The 18,199-nt window shown below is 62.9% G+C and carries 17 protein-coding genes and 1 tRNA gene; 10 read left to right on the forward strand and 8 right to left on the reverse strand.

The features are described 5' to 3' along the window. Positions 1–49: 49 nt before the first annotated feature. Positions 50–769 (reverse strand): autoinducer binding domain-containing protein, encoded by a 720-nt coding sequence (locus P3T42_RS18640; RefSeq protein ID WP_074297502.1) that lies wholly within the window; start codon positions 767–769, stop codon positions 50–52. Between the two features lie 625 nt (positions 770–1,394). On the opposite strand from P3T42_RS18640, the gene P3T42_RS18645 reads away from it, so the two are divergent. Next, entirely contained in the window at positions 1,395–2,855 is a 1,461-nt protein-coding gene (locus P3T42_RS18645; RefSeq protein ID WP_074296210.1) for a sensor histidine kinase, read from the forward strand. On the opposite strand, the gene P3T42_RS18650 is transcribed toward P3T42_RS18645, so the two are convergent. Then, entirely contained in the window at positions 2,852–3,349 is a 498-nt protein-coding gene (locus P3T42_RS18650; protein ID WP_074296209.1) for an acyl-CoA thioesterase, read from the reverse strand. The two genes, P3T42_RS18645 and P3T42_RS18650, sit on opposite strands and share 4 nt — an antisense overlap. A 124-nt stretch (positions 3,350–3,473) precedes the next feature. On the opposite strand from P3T42_RS18650, the gene P3T42_RS18655 reads away from it, so the two are divergent. Further along, positions 3,474–4,442 (forward strand): response regulator, encoded by a 969-nt coding sequence (locus P3T42_RS18655; RefSeq protein ID WP_429306869.1) that lies wholly within the window; start codon positions 3,474–3,476, stop codon positions 4,440–4,442. 64 nt (positions 4,443–4,506) lie between these two features. Here P3T42_RS18655 and P3T42_RS18660 read toward each other — a convergent pair whose 3' ends face one another. From P3T42_RS18660 to P3T42_RS18670, 3 genes are all read right to left on the reverse strand, one after another. Further along, a complete protein-coding gene (locus tag P3T42_RS18660; protein ID WP_171991637.1) occupies positions 4,507–4,665 on the reverse strand; it encodes a hypothetical protein in 159 nt (52 codons plus the stop codon). A gap of 207 nt (positions 4,666–4,872) precedes the next feature. Then, positions 4,873–5,970 (reverse strand): hybrid sensor histidine kinase/response regulator, encoded by a 1,098-nt coding sequence (locus P3T42_RS18665; RefSeq protein ID WP_429306870.1) that lies wholly within the window; start codon positions 5,968–5,970, stop codon positions 4,873–4,875. A 236-nt stretch (positions 5,971–6,206) separates the two neighbouring features. After that, positions 6,207–7,100: a LysR family transcriptional regulator gene (locus P3T42_RS18670; protein ID WP_074296206.1), complete on the reverse strand. Its 894-nt coding sequence runs from the start codon at positions 7,098–7,100 to the stop codon at positions 6,207–6,209. A 156-nt stretch (positions 7,101–7,256) separates the two neighbouring features. Between P3T42_RS18670 and P3T42_RS18675 the strand changes: the two genes are divergently transcribed. Continuing rightward, positions 7,257–8,261 carry an aldo/keto reductase gene (locus P3T42_RS18675; RefSeq protein WP_429306871.1) on the forward strand — a complete coding sequence of 335 codons (1,005 nt, stop codon included), beginning with the start codon at positions 7,257–7,259 and terminating at the stop codon, positions 8,259–8,261. Here the strand turns inward: P3T42_RS18675 and P3T42_RS18680 are convergent. Beyond that, a complete protein-coding gene (locus tag P3T42_RS18680; RefSeq protein WP_074296204.1) occupies positions 8,258–9,157 on the reverse strand; it encodes a LysR family transcriptional regulator in 900 nt (299 codons plus the stop codon). The genes P3T42_RS18675 and P3T42_RS18680 overlap by 4 nt on opposite strands. A 129-nt stretch (positions 9,158–9,286) precedes the next feature. Here P3T42_RS18680 and P3T42_RS18685 point away from each other — a divergent pair, with 129 nt between their 5' ends. The 4 genes from P3T42_RS18685 to P3T42_RS18700 all read left to right on the forward strand — a co-directional run bounded on the left by P3T42_RS18685 (position 9,287) and on the right by P3T42_RS18700 (position 12,919). Then, positions 9,287–10,270, forward strand: coding sequence for an aldo/keto reductase (locus P3T42_RS18685; protein WP_429306872.1), 984 nt, complete (start codon positions 9,287–9,289; stop codon positions 10,268–10,270). Between the two features lie 180 nt (positions 10,271–10,450). After that, positions 10,451–11,671 (forward strand): multidrug effflux MFS transporter, encoded by a 1,221-nt coding sequence (locus P3T42_RS18690; protein WP_429306975.1) that lies wholly within the window; start codon positions 10,451–10,453, stop codon positions 11,669–11,671. A 146-nt stretch (positions 11,672–11,817) separates the two neighbouring features. Next, positions 11,818–12,528: a hypothetical protein gene (locus P3T42_RS18695; RefSeq protein WP_429306873.1), complete on the forward strand. Its 711-nt coding sequence runs from the start codon at positions 11,818–11,820 to the stop codon at positions 12,526–12,528. Between the two features lie 70 nt (positions 12,529–12,598). Beyond that, positions 12,599–12,919: a pyrimidine/purine nucleoside phosphorylase gene (locus tag P3T42_RS18700; protein WP_074296201.1), complete on the forward strand. Its 321-nt coding sequence runs from the start codon at positions 12,599–12,601 to the stop codon at positions 12,917–12,919. Between the two features lie 252 nt (positions 12,920–13,171). On the opposite strand, the gene P3T42_RS18705 is transcribed toward P3T42_RS18700, so the two are convergent. Then, a complete protein-coding gene (locus tag P3T42_RS18705; protein ID WP_074296200.1) occupies positions 13,172–14,323 on the reverse strand; it encodes an acyltransferase family protein in 1,152 nt (383 codons plus the stop codon). Positions 14,324–14,643: 320 nt separating this feature from the next. Between P3T42_RS18705 and P3T42_RS18710 the strand changes: the two genes are divergently transcribed. After that, complete coding sequence (locus tag P3T42_RS18710) at positions 14,644–15,516, forward strand: hypothetical protein (protein ID WP_429306874.1); 873 nt, start codon at positions 14,644–14,646, stop codon at positions 15,514–15,516. A gap of 17 nt (positions 15,517–15,533) precedes the next feature. Here P3T42_RS18710 and P3T42_RS18715 read toward each other — a convergent pair whose 3' ends face one another. Beyond that, a complete protein-coding gene (locus P3T42_RS18715) occupies positions 15,534–15,866 on the reverse strand; it encodes a nucleotide pyrophosphohydrolase (RefSeq protein ID WP_429306976.1) in 333 nt (110 codons plus the stop codon). Positions 15,867–16,088: 222 nt separating this feature from the next. On the opposite strand from P3T42_RS18715, the gene P3T42_RS18720 reads away from it, so the two are divergent. Together P3T42_RS18720 and dhaL are read left to right on the forward strand one after the other, a co-directional pair. After that, a tRNA-Val gene (locus P3T42_RS18720) sits at positions 16,089–16,165 on the forward strand. Positions 16,166–16,476: 311 nt separating this feature from the next. Then, the gene (gene dhaL, locus P3T42_RS18725) at positions 16,477–18,192 is read left to right on the forward strand and encodes a dihydroxyacetone kinase subunit DhaL (RefSeq protein WP_429306875.1); all 1,716 of its coding nucleotides are present in this window, start codon (positions 16,477–16,479) and stop codon (positions 18,190–18,192) included. Positions 18,193–18,199 lie beyond the last annotated feature (7 nt).

Below are 18,199 nucleotides of genomic sequence, written 5' to 3' on the forward strand. Positions count from 1 at the left end.
CACCGCTTCCGGGCGGAGCTGTCAGTTGGCCCAGGCGGTTCAGGCGCGCTCAGGTGGTATAGATCAAGCCCATGGCGATCGCCTTGACGACCGCCTGGGTCTTGTTGGTCGCGGCGAGCTTCAGCAGCACGTTATTGACGTGAAAATTGACGGTGCGCTCGGAAATACTGAGGATCTGCCCGATCTCGTACGAGGTTTTTCCTTCACCGGTCCAGCACAGCACCTCGCGTTCGCGTAGCGTCAGCGTCGCGGCGCTTTCGGGGGCGAGGACCGGCATCAGGAAGCGGCTCATGAGCGTGTGCGAGACATTCGCGAGCCAGCTCATCGGCAACGTCAACGAATCGACCTCGGTTCCCGTCAACGTATCCGCCGGGCGCGACAGCGTCAGAAGGCCGAAAGCGCCTTGCGCGGCCCAGCTCGACTGGGCCGCGCCCACCTTCAGGCCGAAATCGTGCGCGTCGCTCCACAACCGCGCCGCGTCGCCTTGCTCGGACTCCGGCCAGAGAATGAGCTCAGAGCCGCGCATGCCGGCACGGACCGTCGGGTCGATGTCCAGAAAGCTGCTCGCCTGATAGTGCTCCATCCAGCCGCGCGGATAGGTATCGAAGATGGCGACCACGGGTTTCGATACGGGCACCGACATGCGGATGCCGTAACAGCAATATTCGAACCCGAGCTGTTCCGCGAACGACGCGATCTGCTTGAACAGCTGATCTTCGTCTTTCGCAGCGAGAAACCGCTGGTAAGCATCATGAAAGCGTGGGTCCATCATCACCTCCCCGTAGCGACGACGAGTTGCAGTGGGTCGCCGCAGATCCCGCGAACAGGTGCAGTGCCCGCAAAAAACCCTCGCCAATACACCTTCATCCGTTGTTGCCTGTTGGCTCTGTAGTTGTTTCCGGGCATGCGCTGACCGGGTTGCTGCTGATTCACGTGTAATCGACCGTAGACATGAGACTGACGGCAGACCGGCGCGGCGGCGCCATGGGCGCCCGGTACACCGGTTAAACAGCGTGGCAGCGCAGAATGACAGCGAGTATCTCACCATCGGGCCGAACGCGCGTTGCGCGCGCTTTTCGGCATAAACCACGCCAAAGTTCACTTATAAACAAAATCGCAGCGGTTTTCAATCTCCATTCAAGGCTGCGGCAAACCATGTAAAAAGGGGCCGCACGGGTGTTCCCTGTCAACATTGACAGTTACCTCACCACTATGTGGCTGTAATACGCTCCTGCAAATGCCCGCCCGGGGTTGGCGGCGGTTTCGCGGTCGGCGTTGACGGCCGGGATGATACGATTTGCGCCGCGGCCCGTGACGAACCGGGGTCGATTCGTCGTGGCGGCCGCTCCTGAACGATCACGACTGGTAAACAGCGAACACGCAAACAGAGCGCCATGTACTCGATATTGCCTGCCTTCGTCTCCGCATTGTTTCTGGGGTTCGGGCTATACGTGCTGCTCACCGAGGGCGCGACGCGCCTGTCCGTGCCCTTTGCGCTGATGTGCGTGACCACCTTTGCCTGGCAGGGTACGTGGGCCTTCCTGTTCCAGACCACCAGCGCCGACGTCGCCGCGCCGCTCGTCAAGCTGGGCTACCTGTTCATTCTGTTTTTACCCACCACCTTTTATCACTTCGTCACCGAAGTGACGGGGCGGCGCGCCGAGCGCCGCCTGCTGCTTGCTTCTTACGGCTTGAGCGTATTGCTGGCCATTCTGCTGCTCACGGGCGACGGGGTAGTGGCCGGCTTCGAGATGCATTTCTTCGGCCCTTATCCCAAGGCCGGCGTTCTCCATCCCGTGCACGTCCTGCAGACCCTCTTCCTCGCCTGCCGGAGCGGCTGGCTGCTGGTGACGGCGCGGCGCGAGGTGCGCGGCAAGTCGCAACGCCGGCTCCTCGACCTGTGTCTGCTGAGCCTGTGCCTGTATTCGCTCGCGGCGGTGGACTACGCCGTGAACTATGGCTACACGTTCTATCCGCCGGGCGTCATCTTCATCGCAACAGGACTGGGCATTCTCGGCATCACGATCGTTCGTCACGGGCTGATGCGGCCATTTCTGCTGGCGGCTACGGTGGCGCACGAGGTCGCCACGCCGCTTGCGGCCATTGGCATGCATGCGGAGGAAATCGGCACCGTTCTGCCGGAACTGCTGCGCGGCTACCATCTGGCCGTGCAGCACCGCTTGTGCAGTGAAGGCCTGTACCCCGGTCAATCCGAGCGGCTCGCCAGTCTCACCTCGGCGATTCGCCGTCAGGTTGAAAGTACCAGTACGGTGGTCGAGATGTCGCTGGCGTCGTTTACGCTGGACAGGCTGGACCCCCGAAGCTTCGCGCCGCATTCGATCCGCACCTGCATCGACTCGGCGCTGGAACGTTTTCCCTTTCACCCTGGGGAGCGCAATCTGGTGTTCGTGGCGCCCATCGATCCGCTGTTGCGTTTTTCCGGTTCCGATTCGTTGATCGTCTTCGTCATCTTCAATCTGCTCAAGAACGCCTTGTACGCGATCCGTGAGAGCGGCGACGGAAAGATCGAGATCCGCGCGCAGCAGGAAAACGGCTTCTGCGTGCTGAGCTTTCGCGACACGGGTCCGGGCATCGCGGCGGACGTGCTGCCGTATATCTTCGATCCCTTCTACTCGACCAAGTCGCATGGACACGGCGCGGGCATGGGGCTGGTGTTTTGCCGGCGCGTCTGCGAGGTGTTTTCCGGTAGCATCTCGTGCGAATCGGTGCCGCGCGAGCATACGACCTTCACGTTGAGGTTGCCGGAGCCAGGCTCGTCGGCGGACCGCGCGCAGCGCGGCCCGCCGGACAGGTCCCACCGTTGGTACAGCAAAAGGCAGGACTATGTCAGTTAGCTCACATTAGACGGCATGAGAAGTTCATATTCCTTGACCCGTTCGACGATCCCAGACGGGAAACGCTGAATGCGCCGGTTGGTGTCGGCGAACAGGATCTGCTGGTAGCCCATCGAAACGGGCTTGCCGTCCACGCAAAAGCGGAACAGCAGGTAGGCCGAACACTGCCTGACCTGGAAAGTGTTGAGGTAGCAGTCCACGCGCTGGAACGGAAAAGTCTCCTGGACATATTCCTGGTGGGCGCGTTTCGTCACGAACATGCCGCCGGCGGCAAGGAGATTGTTGTGCACGCAATCATGGAACCAGCGTTCGCGACACACGCCTTGCCATTCGAAGTAACGAGCGAAATAGGTGTTCATAAAGGCATTGGAATCCTTGAGATAGACGTCGATGCTGTGGTGAAACGTTTTCTCGGTCGTGGCGTTGAGCATTTCCTGCGAAAGCAGTGCGGTACCGCGAGAGAGAACCTGGGGGATTGCATCTCGAACGAACATGAAAAACTCCTGAATCGTAATGGCTGCTAGCGGCAGCCACGCATTCCTCCTGAGTGGAGGAATGCATTATTTTGGTATGCCAAGCGTTTTATCTGTGCCTATAAACACGTTCTTCGAGGAATGTATGAGTAGCTTTGTCAGGCAGCCTGTCCTCTATCCTGTGTCCGCTGTTTTTCTCGACGACAGTGCTGACTTCCTGCATGCGCTGCGAGGGATTGTCCCGGACGGACATCTGAACCGGTTTTTCACGCGGCCTCGCGAGGCCTTCAATTTCATCTCGTCGCGTGCGCAGGCGAGCTTGCCTAACCGGCTGTCGGGCGCGGACTATTCCGAGTTCGAGAAGAAGGGGGGAAGCGCGCTTGGGCGCGACGTGTTGATCGACGACGGGCGCTTCGAAGAGGTCGCGGCCGTGGTGGTGGACTACGAGATGCCGGAAATCGACGGCATCGAGTTTCTCGCCTCGATTCGCGGCATCGCGTGCACGAAGATCCTGCTAACCGGAGCGGCCGGAGAGACCGAGGCCGTCGACGCGTTCAATGCGGGGCTGATCGATTTCTACCTCAAGAAGACCGATGCCGGGATGACGCGCAAACTGCTCAGCGCGTTGGCGGAAGCCAAAGCCAGGCACTGCGCGCAGCGTGGCTACATCAGCGTTCACGATGTCGGTTCGACTTACTGCGATCCGCGCACCTTGAAGGCCCTCGACGAGATCGTTGCCCGCGAACACATTGCGGAATATTACTGGCGCCCGGAGCAGGACGCCGTGCTGATGTTCGACGCCGACGGCAATCCAGGCCTCTTTCTCGCGTGGGCCGAGGGCGACTGGCGATTCCAGTGCGGTGTGCTGACCGACGAGGGCGGCGCCCCCCAACTGCTGAGGGAAATGGAGGCGCGCCGGGTGATGCCGCTGTTCTGGCCGTCCCAGACCTATCGCGCCGGCCTGTCGGACATCCGCTTCGAGTCGCCGGTACCGATTCCCGACTGGCCAGGTGCGTTCTATTGCTGGAGCCGGATCGATCCGCGTGAGGTCGACCTGGACCTGCAGACCTGCGCGCAATGGCGGCAGCGCCAGACCTTAGGGCTGTATTCTTGAGGTCAGGCCGTTTTGAGCGTCCGCGGCCTGGGTACGAATGGCGATGTGGGTAGCTTGAGCGGCTTCATTGTCCCGCCGGTTCGCGGTTCAGACGCCGCGCGCGGCGCAGTATGGCGTCGAGGTCGTGCAGGTTGAGCCGAAGCCGGAAATACCATAGCAGTTTGGTTAGCTTCAACGTCGACAGTGCGCGCTTCCTGCGTGACAGCGATTCTGAACGTTTCATCCTGGCATCTCCGGCCGTCGCTGCGGCCATGGATTGATCGGCGTAGGTCTGTTGTGCATTGCTCTGACCACTCGCATAACGACCTGAGTTTGCCCGCGCTTGAGGGTTCGAAAGACTTCGAAAGTTAGCGGGGCTTTAGCGTCGGAAATTGGCGTGCCCGTTCGTTCGCCATGGCCCGATGTACGAGCCGGGCGTTTCGACCTGAACTCACCGTTCCACAGTGGCTCGCGCTGGCGACTCCGCTTTGGGAAACAGCGCGCCGATCATGAATCCTCGCTCGGTGCGGTTCATGATCACGCGGCCACGATGTTTCGTGGCGGTGAAGTTGACGAAGGCGAGGCCCAGTCCGAAGCCGCTGCCTTCATTGATCACGCCCGACGGCAGCCGGACAAAGCGTTCCGCGACCCGGTCCGACTCGCGTGCCGGTATGCCGGTCCCTTCGTCCTCGACCCCGATCAGCACACCCTCTTGCGTATCCGCGAGAATGCAGCGCACGGTTGAAGCGTCGGGTCCGTACTTCAGGGCATTGTCGAGCAGGTTCGTGACGAGGCGCGTGAGCAGCAACGGGTCGGCGAACAGCGTCAGCGAAGTGGCGGGCGCATCGATGGCGATGCGGCAGCCTTTGGCGAGCGCCTTTTCCCAGAGCTGATCCACCGCAACGACCACGATCTCGTTCAGGTCGATCATTTCGAACTGCCGCCATTCGGATTGCGCGCGCGCCAGGTGCAGAAAACCGTCCGCCAACTCGAGCGCGTGGGTGGCGTGCGTGGCAATCCGTTCGAGCAGGGGCGTGAGCGTGCCCTGTTCCAGCCGGACCCTCTCCAGCAGCGAGAGAATCGACGTCTGCGGCGAACGCATGTCATGCGAGAGAAAGTCGATCGCGTCGTCGCGTTGACGCAGACTTATATAGGAAGCCGAATGATAGCGGATCCGCGCAATCAGTTCGATCGCGTCGGGCAGCTTGACCAGGTAGTCGTTGGCGCCGGCAAGAAAGGCCTCGCTCTTGACGGTCGGCTGCTCCTTCGAAGACAGCACCACCACCGGCACATTGGCCGTGACCGGGTTGGCGCGATAGCTGCGCACAATATCCAGGCCGTCCACGCCAGGCATGATCAGATCCTGCAGGATCACCGTCGGCTTCACGCGCGACGCTGTAGAGAGGGCCTCGCGTCCATCCATGCAGACATGCAGTTGAATACCGCTTTCGCTCTCCAGCGCCCGCCTGATCACTTCGCCCACAATCGGCTGATCGTCGACCAGTAGCACGGTTGCCGCAGGGGCGATTGAAGTCGGCAGTGTATTCATGATGGCGATAAGCGATCAGGCATCAAGGCGAGATGCACGGTGACATCGGCGTCATCGACCTATCGGGCTGTCTGCATCGCTGCGCCTTGAGTGGATCAGGCGGGGGACAGGAAAGGCCGGTACCGGAGCATTGCCCTGTCGATAGTTCGAGCAGGCGAACCAGTGTAAAGGGAAGCCCGGCGCCGGAAAGCGCTGAATCTGTTAAGGATGGTTAATTGACCTGACGGCACGCACCACTACGCCCGATAGCGCAGCGCATCGATCAGCACACCGAGAGCCCGCGACGATTGACGTCGGCTCGGGTAATACAGGTGATAGCCAGGGAACGCCGGGCACCAGTCCTTGAGTACCGCCTTGAGGCTGCCGTCGGCGAGATACGGTCGCGCCATCTCCTCCGGCACATACGCGAGGCCGCAACCATCTACAGCGGCATCGAGCATCTGAGTGCTTGCGTTGAACACCAACTGGCCTTCGACACGCACCTTGAGCTCGTGGCCCGACTTTTCGAACTCCCAGGCATAGAGGCCGCCATACGTTGGCAGCCGCAGATTGATGCAGTTGTGGTCGGTCAGGTCTTGCGGCGTTTTCGGCCGCGTTCGCTTCGCAAAGTACGAAGGCGCGCCGACCACCGTCATGCGCATGTCCGGCGCAATGCGGACCGCGATCATGTCTTTCGCCACCCGGTCGCCAAGCCGGACGCCGACGTCGAAGCGCTGCGCGACGATATCGGTCAGGCCATAGTCGACCATCAGCTCGACCTTGAGGTCCGGATACTCGCGCAGCAGTTGCGCGAGCTTGGGGCGCAGGACGTTGCGCGCGGCGTTTTCGTCGGTGGTGATGCGGATCGTGCCGGCTGGCTTGTCGCGCAACTCGCTCAACGCGGCGAGCTCTTCGTCGATTTCTTCGAAGCGCGGTCCCACGGTTGCGAGCAGACGTTCGCCGGCCGGAGTGGGGGAGACGCTGCGTGTGGTGCGTGTCAGCAGGCGTAGCCCCAGGCGCGATTCGAGTCCGCGGATCGTGTGGCTGAGCGCCGACTGCGACACGCCGAGCTGCGCCGCCGCCCGCGTAAAGCTGCGTTCGCGCGCTACCGCGAGGAACGCCAGCAGGTCGTTAAAATTTTCGCGTGCCATTCATGAATCCAATTCATATGTGCATGCCAATTCTACCGCCTAGTCACGTCCGGCTGCAGCCATTAAATTGCGCGGTATAGGCAGTCGAACCGGCTGCAACCCGCCAATGTTTTCGCAATGTCTATTGCGGGCTTTGGCCCGAACGGAGAATACACAGTGGATTATCGATATCTGGGCCGTAGCGCGCTCAAAGTGTCCCCCTTGTGCCTCGGCGCCATGATGTTCGGCGGCGAGACGGACGAGGCAACCGCGAAGCGCATCATCGACAAGGCGTTCGACCAGGGCGTCAATTTCATCGACACTGCCGACGTCTATCACGCAGGGCGTTCCGAGGAGATCGTCGGACGCGCGGTGGCGCAGCAACGCGATAGCTGGGTGATCGCCACGAAATTCGGCTATCCGACCACGCAGGGCCCTAACGAGCAGGGGCAATCGCGCAAGTGGATCATGCAGTCGGTCGACGCGAGTCTGAAGCGCCTCGGCACCGATTACCTCGACATCCTCTACTTTCACCGCGCCGTCACGGATGCGCCGCTCGAAGAGGGCATGCGGGCGATTGCCGACTTGATCCGCCAGGGCAAGATCCGCTACTACGGGGTGTCCAATTTCCGCGGCTGGCGTATCGCCGAGATCGCGCGTCTGGCCGATCAACTCGGCATCGACCGGCCGGTGGCAAGCGAACCGCTCTACAACGTGGTCGACCGCACGGCGGAGGTCGAGCAATTGCCGGCGGCTGCCCACTACGGTCTCGGCGTGGTGCCGTATAGCCCGCTCGCTCGCGGCGTGCTCAGCGGCAAATACGCGCTGGATGCGCCGCCGCCGGCCGACTCGCGCGCAGGACGCGGCGACAAGCGGATCCAGCAGACCGAATGGCGGCCTGAGTCGCTCAAGATCGCTCAGACGATCGCCGCTCACGCCGCACAGCGCGGGACGACTTCGATTGCCTTTGCACTGGCGTGGGTGCTGAAAAACCGGCTGGTCAGCAGCGCGATCGCGGGGCCGCGTACCGAAGCGCAGTGGGACAGCTATGGCGAAGCGTTGAAGCTGGAACTCGGAGCGGAAGACGAGAAGCTCGTCGACAGTCTTGTCGCACCGGGCCACGCGTCGACGCCGGGCTATACGGATCCGGGGTATCCGATCGAAGGGCGACGGGTTGCTTAACGGCTGCGGGCCCACTCGCGTACCGCGTCGGCGAACAAGCGCAGCGCGGTAGGCGGATGGCGGTTTGCCGGGTAATAGAGGCACAGGCCGGCAAAGGACGGACTCCACTCGGGCAGCAGATGCACCAGCCGGCCCGATGCCAGTTCCTCCGTGACCTGATTTTCCGGGATCCAGGCAATGCCGATGCCGGCCAAGGCGGCTTCGATCATCAGATTGAGGTTGCCGAGCGTCATCGGCCCATCGACGTCGATGCTGGCGCTCTTGCCACGGCGTTCGAGATCCCACCGGTAGAGCGCACCGCTCTCGAAGCGAAAACGGATGCAGCGATGCTGCGCCAGATCGTCCGGCGTTTTAGGTGGCGCGTGCTGCGCCAGGTAATCGGGCGAAGCCACGGCGGCGAAGCGCATGTCGGCGCCGAAGCGGACCGCGATCATGTCGCGCGGCACGTCTTCGAAGACCCGGATGCCGGCATCGAAACCGTCGGCCACGATATCCACGAGCCGCGTGTCGACGACAAACTCCACGTGGATATCGGGGTAGGCGGCAAGAAAGCCCGGAAGAACATGACGGACGATCTGCCGCGCGGAGGCCTCCGAAGCACTGATGCGAATCAAACCGGACGGCCGGTCGTGCGCGGACGCAACCTGATTTACCGCATCTTCGAGGTCCGCCATGGCCGGCCTCACGCGCAACAGGAGTTGTTCGCCGGCCTCGGTCAGCGCGACGGAGCGGGTAGTGCGGTTGAACAGCCGCACGCCCAGCCGTCCCTCCAGGCCGCGCATGGAGTGGCTCAGGGCCGACGGTGACACCCCGAGCGTGCGGGCGGCCGCGCGAAAGCTTCGCTGGTCGGCGATAGCGACGAAAGCAGTCAGTTCGGCAAGTCCGGCGCGCAGCATAGTTGAAATTCTCTCAATAGCCCGTGCAAGTTTAGCTGGATTGTTGAGCCGTGTGCAACGGCATAAGATCGATCGCATTGAACGGTCGGCGCAAGGCTCCGCTTGCGGCCTAACGAAAGGAGAAAGGATATGCAAACGCGCAAACTAGGTAACAGCGGTCTCGAGGTATCGGCACTCGGCCTCGGCTGCATGGGCTTGAGTTTCGGCTATGGCCCGGCCACCGAAACGGCGGAAGGCATCAAACTGATTCGGACTGCTTTCGAACAGGGCGTCACGTTCTTCGATACCGCCGAGGCCTACGGCCCGTTTCTCAACGAGGAACTGGTCGGCGAGGCGGTAGCGCCGTTTCGGGATCAGGTCGTGATTGCCACCAAGTTCGGTTTCAAGGACGGTGAAGTCCTCAAGGGACTCGACAGTCGTCCCGAGAACATTCGCGCGGTGGCCGAGGCCTCGCTCAAGCGCCTGAAGACCGACCGCATCGATCTGTTCTACCAGCATCGTGTGGATCCGGACGTGCCTATGGAGGACGTCGCCGGCACGGTCAAGGATCTGATCGCAGAGGGCAAGGTCAAGCACTTCGGTTTGTCCGAAGCGGGCGTGCAGTCCATCCGCCGCGCTCACGCAGTGCAGCCGGTGACGGCGCTGCAAAGCGAGTATTCGCTGTGGTGGCGCGAGCCGGAAGAGAAGGTGCTGCCGACCCTCGCGGAACTGGGCATCGGCTTCGTGCCCTTCAGTCCGCTTGGCAAGGGCTTCCTGACCGGCGCCATCGATGCGAACACCACGTTCGACAAAACCGATTTCCGCAACATCGCGCCGCGTTTCTCCGAGGAGAACCGCAAGGCCAATGCGGGGCTCGTCGAGGTGCTGGGCGGCATCGCCGAGGATAGAGGCGCAAGCCGCGCGCAGATCGCCCTTGCCTGGCTGCTGGCGCAGAAGCCGTGGATCGCGCCGATTCCGGGCACCACCAAACTGCACCGGTTGACGGAAAACATCAGCGCGGCGGCGGTCGACCTCTCGGCCGGGGACCTCGCCGCGATCGAGGCCGCCCTTGAGCAGATCAAGGTGGTCGGCGATCGCTATCCGGCGCATTTGCAGCAGCGCGTCGATCGCTGATCGACTAGCTTGACCTGTCGCAGCAAGCCGCCGGTTGCCAGCGAGTCTGGCGCCGGCGGCTTGCCGCGTTTATGAAAAATGGAACTTCGAATCATGTCAGTGAAAGAACCGCCATCGGCTCTGCCGCACACGCATTCCGCCGCTTCAGACGAGCCGGCCGTGTTCGGCGCCGATGCATCCATGCAGCGGGGCGCGCAGGGGCACAGCCTGAAAATCCTGGCAATCCTGAGTATGTTGATGGCATTCGCCTCCATCTCGACAGACTTGTATTTGCCCGCGCTGCCGGTCATGGGCACGGCGCTGCATGCCAGTATGGGCGCCGTCGAACTGACGATTTCGGGGTATCTGATCGGCTTCAGCGTGGGGCAACTCTTCTGGGGGCCGATCGGCGATCGCTACGGCCGCCGCTTGCCGGTGGCCATCGGACTCGTGCTGTTCATCGCCGGTTCGGCGGGGTGCGCCGTGTCCACCAGCGCGGCCATGATGATCGGCTGGCGCGCGCTGCAGGCGGTGGGCGCATGCGCCAGTGTGGTGCTGGCCCGCGCCATGGTGCGCGATCTCTATGTGGGACACCGTGCGGCCCAGATGATGTCCACGCTGATGACCGTGATGGCGATCGCTCCGCTGGTCGGGCCGAGTCTCGGCGGACAGATTCTGCATGTGGCGTCGTGGCAGGCTATCTTCTGGACGCTGGTGGGCGTCGGTCTGGCGACGCTGGCAGCGCTCTATGCGCTGCCTGAAACCTTGCCGCCGCAGCGCCGCAGCCATGAATCGCTCACGCGCGCGCTAGGCCGCTACGGCGAACTGCTGCGGCATCGCCGGCTGCTCGGCTATGCCGGCGCAGGCGGGTTTTTCTACGGCGGCATGTATGCCTATATCGCGGGCACGCCGTTCGCGTACATCACCTACCATCACGTTTCGCCGCAGTTCTATGGGCTGCTGTTCGGTGCGGGCATTGTCGGCATCATGATCACGAATCTGCTCAACTCGCGGCTCGTGAGACGACTCGGCAGTGACCGCCTCATGCGTGTCGGCACGCTCGGCGCCGCGCTCGCGGGCATGTTGCTTGCCGTCGATGCACGCACCGACTGGGGCGGCCTGGCGGGTCTGGTGATTCCGCTGTTTCTGTTTATCTCTGCAACCGGTTTCATCGTGGCCAATTCGATTGCCGGTGCGCTGGGCCTGTTCCCGGAGCGCGCGGGCGCAGTGTCGGCGCTGATCGGGGCGATTCAGTATGGAACCGGCATCCTGGGATCGGCACTGGTGGGGATCTTCACCGACGGCACGCCCTGGCCGATGGGCTGCGTCATCGCCCTCGCGGGTGTCGGTTCGTTGCTGTGTGCGCGGTTTCTCGTGCAGGCCGACACGCGCATGCCGAACGAGGCGTTATCTTCACATTAGCTCCATGTCGCGTGCTATATCTTCCGGTGGTTTCAGCATGGCTGGCGGCGGGTTCCCCGCGCGGCTTACGCCGAAGCGCCCCCCTGGAATCATTACAATGGCGCAGATGCACCCCTCAACCGCATCGGCCGCATCAAGCGCAACACATGCTGACCTCATACTTCTGGAGTGACGACGCCATCCGCAGTCGGTGCGTGAGCGACGTCGTGCTGTCGGGCATGGTCGACGTGCCGATGCCCTCCGCACGCCTGCTGGCAGATTGGGACCGCGAGATCGCCTCGCACATGGATCTCGAGCCCGGCGACGTCGAGGTCATGCCCCTGGCGCGAGCGCGGGCGCGCTGGCCCGACTACACGCGCTGCGTGCAAGCGGTGTCCGATTGGGCCGGCGCGCTTGGACTGCCCGGGATACTCGCCGGCAGCGACGTTGCCCTCATGGCCTGTCGCGGCGCGAGGTATCACCACGACGGTGCGCAATATGGCGGCGCCGCCTTCTGCAATCTGTTCCTGAGCGAGGACAAGGGACTGGATGTGCACTTTCCTTCGTCGGGCCAGCGCATTCCATTGACGCGGGGCACGGTCATCCTGTTCGACACGGGTCAACCCCATGGCGTGATTCAACGCGGCAGCAGCGGCTTTAACGCGGCCGACTTCGCGCCGGATCGGGACTGCATCCAGATATTTTTGACGTGGGAGTTGCCCATCGAAGAGGCTTGCGTTGCGAGCGCACTGAAGATTGCCTTCGACGTTGCCCCTGTTGGCTCGCTGCAACCCGATGAAGAGGGCGTGCGGCTGCACGGCGAGGCGGTCACGGTGTGTCCGGATTCGGGCCGTTGGTGTCCGGTTGTGCCTGTATGATGGCGGGCTGGCGCCGGCCCGACAGATCGCGCCAACGCATCCATTCACGTTGACCCATAGGAAGACCGCCATGACGGCCGCAACGCAATTCGATCAGGTTTCCGTTATCAAACGCGCCAACGTCTACTTCGACGGCAAGTGTGTCTCGCATACCGTGCTGTTTGCCGACGGCACGCGCAAGACGCTCGGCGTGATTCTGCCCGGCACGCTCAACTTCGGCACCGACGCGCCGGAACTGATGGAAGTGCAGGCCGGCCAATGCCGTATCCGTCTCGACGGCAGCGACGAGTGGACGACGTATGGCGCGGGCGAGACGTTCTCGGTGCCGGGCAAGAGCCGCTTCGATATCGACGTGATCGAAACGCTCGACTACGTCTGCAGCTATCTGTAACGACGCACGAGCGGAGGGCGTGCGCCGAAGCGAATCGGGTACCTCCGTCGCTTTGTCGTACGCGGCCTGGCTGGCCGGAAGGCGAGCCGTGAAGCAGGGACCCGGTTCGGCGCTCGAGCGGATATCCAGGGTGCCGCCGCGCGCGAATTGATCGCCGCGGTGGAGAAATCCGGCAGGCAAGGCAAGTTTCATGTGCCTGCGCGTTGGTAGGGAAAAGGTCGCGCGTACGGCGCGCACCTCGCACCTCAGCGCTTATTCCAGCGCCTTTGGCCCGATGCCGTCCGAGGCGGGCGTCAGCAGACCCGCGTCGTTGGCAGGCAGGCGCCGCAGCCGGCTCGCCACGCGGTCCTTGAGGCGCAGGAACGGGGCTTCGATGAAATAGTAGCTGGCGGTTGCCATCCCCAGGGCCTCCAGAATGCCGAGCGGGAACGCATGGGCGATCGGCAGGTTCACATTCGCAAACAGTTGCTGCCAGAGATACAGGCTGAACGAAATGGTGCCGACGAAAACGAACGGCGCTGTCCGGAAGAGTCGCGAGCACCAGAAATCGCGCTGATAGTAGAGGACTACGATCACGAGGCCGACGAGCGCCGCTTCGAAGGTCGTCCCATAGGTCGCGCTCCAGAATCCGCCGAGCCGCGATTCGGCGACCGGCATGAGAACGAACAGCACGAGCACCATCAAGGTAGGAATAAGCGGGCCGCCAGGCCATGAGCGAACCCAGGCGTCCAGGCGGTCCTTGTTGAGCGCGACGAAACAGCCAATCAGGATCGGGTCGATGCCCGTATGGAACATCATGCTCAGTTGCCCGCGCAATTGCGGCGCCGCGAAATAGGTGGCCACTCTGATCAACGGCACGGCGAAGATCAGCGTCACGAGCACGCGCTGGCTATTGCGCCGCCAGATATAAAAAAGTAGTGGCGGCCACAACCAATAGAACTGCTCTTCCAGCGCGAGTGTCCAGAAGTGGCCGAGGTACCAGGCGCCGTCGGCATGAAGCGCATTGTCGGCGGACATGCCTGCCAACGCGGAGTAGTTCCACACATGCAACGCCGCGAACAGGACCTGGCGACGGTCGAGGTCGATCCATCCGATCATCGACAGAACGACGACAGCCGCGAGGTAAGTATAGAAAGCCGGCCATATCCGCAGTGCCCGCTTCACATAGAAGGGCAGCAGTTTGATGCTGCCGGTGCTCTTCAACTCGGCCTGCAGGATGCTGGTAATCAGGAACCCGCTCAGGACGAAAAACACCAGCACGCCCAGGCGGCCATCGGCAAACAGCCGCAGCGGCTTGAGCAGGCCGGTATAGCCGCCGGCGAACAAACGCTGCGCATGACCCACGACGACCATCGTCACCGCGATGGCACGCAATCCCGTCAGCTCTTGCACACGATGTTTCATTGATCTGTTCCCTGCTTGCAGTGTGGGTGGCCCGGCCCGGTGCACAACGCGGTGGGAATCAACGTGGATGTGCAGCGATAAGTGTCCTCGAAAAATATTGAAGCAAAATTCAATAAAAATTCGCCGGCGGGAATATTTAATGCGCATGGGGCGACCTTGGCCCGACGGCCTCGCGCGTTGTCCCGGTTGCTTGACGCGCCCGTCGCCGGAAAATTTTCGCCATAATTCCGCCATCGAAACTTTCATCGCATCAAATGAAAATCCGCCTCGCCGCCGTGGTCCTGTGCCCTTTGATAAGTGTCCTTCACGCCACGACGGTCATGGCCGACACGACCGTCCACTCGCTCGACGCCGTCCCCGGCGCCATCAAGACGCAAGACGCGCGGAAGCTATCCGACAGCGGCATGAGCGGAGCAAAGCAGCCCGACGGCTTTGGCACAGCGTTGCCCGCAGGTTTCAGCACACCGTATCTGGTGCAGCAACTGGCGCCCGGCCAGGATCCGAAACGCGTGGTTCTTGCAGGCGCCAAGCCCTGGCCGCAACGCGCAAACGCGTACGTCGCGATGATTTGCCTCGCCGACACGCCTGAGGACGCGGCTGATGCGCAGCAATACGCTCGCGGCCAATGCGAGAGCTTCGATAGCAGCGATTCGGAAAACAGGCAGGTGTGGTTCGGGGTCTTCGACGCGACCGGCGGCGGGGCGCCGAGGCTGGTGGCGCGCACCGAAACGCCTGTCGATACGCAGACCGACTGGAGCGACACGGATCTCGACTTGCCTGAGGCGCTGGACGCAAAGGACGCCAACGACGCCAAACTGGCCATGCCGGCCAGCTGGAAGCGATTCGACCTCGCGCCGTACCAGATCAAAAGCGGCGAGTATGCGTTCGGCGTTCGCGCCGGTTGGAGCGAGGGCTATGCCGGCGGCGGAGGCTATTTTGAAGCGTTGTATCTGTTCCGGGTCGACGGCAAAGCATTGCGGGTCGTGTTCGCACGCCCCATGACCTTCGACAAGCTGATCGCCGGCGACTGGCACAAGGACGGCACGCGCGATCACGACGAGTACGACGCCAGCAACTCGCTCGTGATCCTGCCGGGCGCGACCGACGGCTTCCACGATATCCAGCTCCGACAGCAGGGGGGCAAGTGGCGGCGCACGTTCAAGTGGTCGTCGACCGCGCAGATGTATCGGTGAGTATGGTGCGCTGACTGCTAGCGATCCTTGTCCTTGTACTCCGAGTATTTGCGCGAGTCGCCGCGCACCTTGTCGGCCGGATACTTGGCCCGGTTGAGCACCATCTTTTCCTGCACGGCCTGAAACAGGTCGACGTCCAGCTTATCCGCAAGGCGCACGAGGTAGACGAGGACGTCGGCCATCTCGTGTCGAATGGCGGTGAGCTTCGCTTCGTCGAGTTCGCTTGCGTTGCCGGAGACGAGCCATTGAAACGGTTCGAGTAGCTCGCTTGCCTCGACACTCAGCGCGGTCGCCAGATTCTTCGGCGTGTGGAATTGGTCCCAGTCGCGCTCGCTGACGAACTGACGCATGATGTCGCGAATCTGCGCCAGGTCGTTCTGGAATTCGGGTGTGTTCACGGTGCGTCCTGTTGACGGGGCTGGTCTGACCGTGATGATAAGCGCAATTTTCCCAAGGGCGCGCGCACGCAATGCTCTTCATTAGCGGCGGCGATGTGTTGAAGATGGGATCGGCGCCCGGCTTGCGCGGGGCTTGTGCTGTGCAAAGAGAGTCTCTATAATTCGCGCCTCTAAAGGCTCGTAGCTCAGTTGGTTAGAGCACCACCTTGACATGGTGGGGGTCGTTGGTTCGAATCCAATCGAGCCTACCAACGCACAATCGACGCAGACGGAAGCTGTCCTATTGAGGCATCAATGGCTTCGGCTTCTGTCTACTGTCGTGTCTCGCTTCGCTGTTCGCTTCATTCTTTTTTGCGCGCCAATAGCGCGACCATTCCACGTATTTCCCTCTTGCTTCTCCAGACATCGCAACGCGATGCGACGCTGCACGCCGAGGCGCGGTAAAGTCGGGTTTGCGGCGATGTGCTTGCAACCATCCGATAGCCATCCCATAGCAGTCTCGCAACCCCAGCCGCAACGGCTCGCGATGCACGGCCCGCGGCTCACAAGGAAGCTGGCGCACATGAAGAAGCTCATCAACGATGTTTCCGCGGTCGTCCCCGAGATGCTGGACGGACTCGCCGCGCTCAATCCCGGTCTGTCGTTGCTGCAGGGCGGCACGATCATCGTACGGGCCGACGGCGAAGCCGCGGCCAAACGCGGTGAAGTCGCGCTGATCTCCGGCGGCGGCGCCGGCCACGAACCGGCCCATGCGGGCTACGTAGGTCCGGGCATGCTGAGCGCGGCAGTGTCGGGCGAAGTGTTCACGTCGCCTTCGACGGATACCGTGCTCGACGCGATTCGCGCGGTCGCGGGTCCTGCCGGCGTGCTGCTGATCGTCAAAAACTACACCGGCGATCGCTTCAACTTTGGACTCGCCGCTGAAATTGCCCGCGCCGAAGGCATTGCCGTGGAGATGGTGATCGTCGCGGACGATGTCGCGCTCTCCGCGAACGGCGAACACGCGGGCCGGCGCGGTCTCGCGGGCACGGTGCTGGTTCACAAGATTGCGGGCGCCGCTGCCGCCGAAGGGCGGCCGCTCGACGAAGTGGCACAGGCCGCACGAGAGGCGGCCGCCATGCTCGGCACGATGGGCGTTGCGCTTACGCCGTGCACGGTGCCGGCGGCAGGGAAGGCGGGCTTCGAACTGGCCGACGACGAGATTGAGTGGGGGCTTGGGATTCACGGTGAGCCCGGTATCGAACGCGGCGCGCTCGAGCCGGCTGACGCTATCGTTGCGCGTTTGCTCACCAGGATCGTCGACGATCTTGCCTTGCCGGCGGACGCGCGCGTTGCCTTGCTGGTGAACAATCTGGGCGGCACGCCGCAGAGCGAATTGAGCATTGTCGCCGCTGCGGCGCTGCAGTTTCTCGCCGCGCGCAGCATCAAGGTGGAGCGCGCATGGGCAGGCACCTTTCTGAGCGCGCTCGAAATGGCGGGCGTGTCGCTGACTTTATTGCGCCTCGACGATCGGCGGCTCGCATGGCTCGATGCTGCCGCGCACACGTCCGCGTGGCCGGCATTGAGCGGCCGTGTGGCGCAGGCCTATGTCAAGGACGCGCCGGTCGCACCCGTCGACACGAGCGGCGCGCGCCTCGCTCGCGGTTCGGCGTTGCGTCAGGTGATCGAAGCGGTGTGCGCGCGCCTGATCGAAGCGGAAGCGGTGTTGACCGAGATGGATCAGCGCGTGGGCGACGGCGATCTCGGCATTAGCCTCGCACGCGGCGCGCGGGGCATCCTGCATGAACTCGATACCTATCCGGCGGAGACGGCACCGGGTGCCGTGTTGCGCGCCATGTCCGCGACCGTTCGACGTGTGGTGGGCGGCACGTCGGGGCCGCTCTATGCGGTGATGTTGCTGCGCGCAGGCAGCGTGCTCGATCAAGCGAGCGGACCTGCTGCGAAGCGTTGGGCGCAGGCGTTCAGCGCGGGCGTTACGGCCTTGATGGAACTGGGTGGCGCGCATCCGGGCGATCGCACCATGGTGGATGCGCTATTGCCGGCGGTCGATGCATTGCAAGCCGCGCTCGCGCAATCTGCGGACGCGGATGTCGACGCCCACGCAGCATTGCAGAGCGCCGTCGACGCAGCTGTGGCCGGTGCGGAGCAGACGGCATCGATGAGCCCGAGGCTCGGCCGGTCCAGCTATGTCGGCAAGCGCGCGTTGGGCTTTGCCGATCCAGGGGCGCATGCGGTGGGACTGTGGCTTGCGGCGATTCGCGTGGCGTTGCCGCGTTAAGCGTCGG

The organism is Paraburkholderia sp. GAS38, assembly GCF_050434965.1.
In the GTDB taxonomy this organism is placed as follows: domain Bacteria; phylum Pseudomonadota; class Gammaproteobacteria; order Burkholderiales; family Burkholderiaceae; genus Paraburkholderia; species Paraburkholderia phenazinium_A.

Coding starts and splice junctions, on each gene's coding strand:
- P3T42_RS18640 (WP_074297502.1), bottom strand. CDS start 769: ATGGACCCACGCTTTCATGATGCTTACCAGCGGTTTCTCGCTGCGAAA.
- P3T42_RS18645 (WP_074296210.1), top strand. CDS start 1,395: ATGTACTCGATATTGCCTGCCTTCGTCTCCGCATTGTTTCTGGGGTTC.
- P3T42_RS18650 (WP_074296209.1), bottom strand. CDS start 3,349: ATGTTCGTTCGAGATGCAATCCCCCAGGTTCTCTCTCGCGGTACCGCA.
- P3T42_RS18655 (WP_429306869.1), top strand. CDS start 3,474: ATGAGTAGCTTTGTCAGGCAGCCTGTCCTCTATCCTGTGTCCGCTGTT.
- P3T42_RS18660 (WP_171991637.1), bottom strand. CDS start 4,665: ATGAAACGTTCAGAATCGCTGTCACGCAGGAAGCGCGCACTGTCGACG.
- P3T42_RS18665 (WP_429306870.1), bottom strand. CDS start 5,970: ATGAATACACTGCCGACTTCAATCGCCCCTGCGGCAACCGTGCTACTG.
- P3T42_RS18670 (WP_074296206.1), bottom strand. CDS start 7,100: ATGGCACGCGAAAATTTTAACGACCTGCTGGCGTTCCTCGCGGTAGCG.
- P3T42_RS18680 (WP_074296204.1), bottom strand. CDS start 9,157: ATGCTGCGCGCCGGACTTGCCGAACTGACTGCTTTCGTCGCTATCGCC.
- P3T42_RS18685 (WP_429306872.1), top strand. CDS start 9,287: ATGCAAACGCGCAAACTAGGTAACAGCGGTCTCGAGGTATCGGCACTC.
- P3T42_RS18690 (WP_429306975.1), top strand. CDS start 10,451: ATGCAGCGGGGCGCGCAGGGGCACAGCCTGAAAATCCTGGCAATCCTG.
- P3T42_RS18695 (WP_429306873.1), top strand. CDS start 11,818: ATGCTGACCTCATACTTCTGGAGTGACGACGCCATCCGCAGTCGGTGC.
- P3T42_RS18700 (WP_074296201.1), top strand. CDS start 12,599: ATGACGGCCGCAACGCAATTCGATCAGGTTTCCGTTATCAAACGCGCC.
- P3T42_RS18705 (WP_074296200.1), bottom strand. CDS start 14,323: ATGAAACATCGTGTGCAAGAGCTGACGGGATTGCGTGCCATCGCGGTG.
- P3T42_RS18710 (WP_429306874.1), top strand. CDS start 14,644: ATGGCCGACACGACCGTCCACTCGCTCGACGCCGTCCCCGGCGCCATC.
- P3T42_RS18715 (WP_429306976.1), bottom strand. CDS start 15,866: ATGCGTCAGTTCGTCAGCGAGCGCGACTGGGACCAATTCCACACGCCG.
- dhaL (WP_429306875.1), top strand. CDS start 16,477: ATGAAGAAGCTCATCAACGATGTTTCCGCGGTCGTCCCCGAGATGCTG.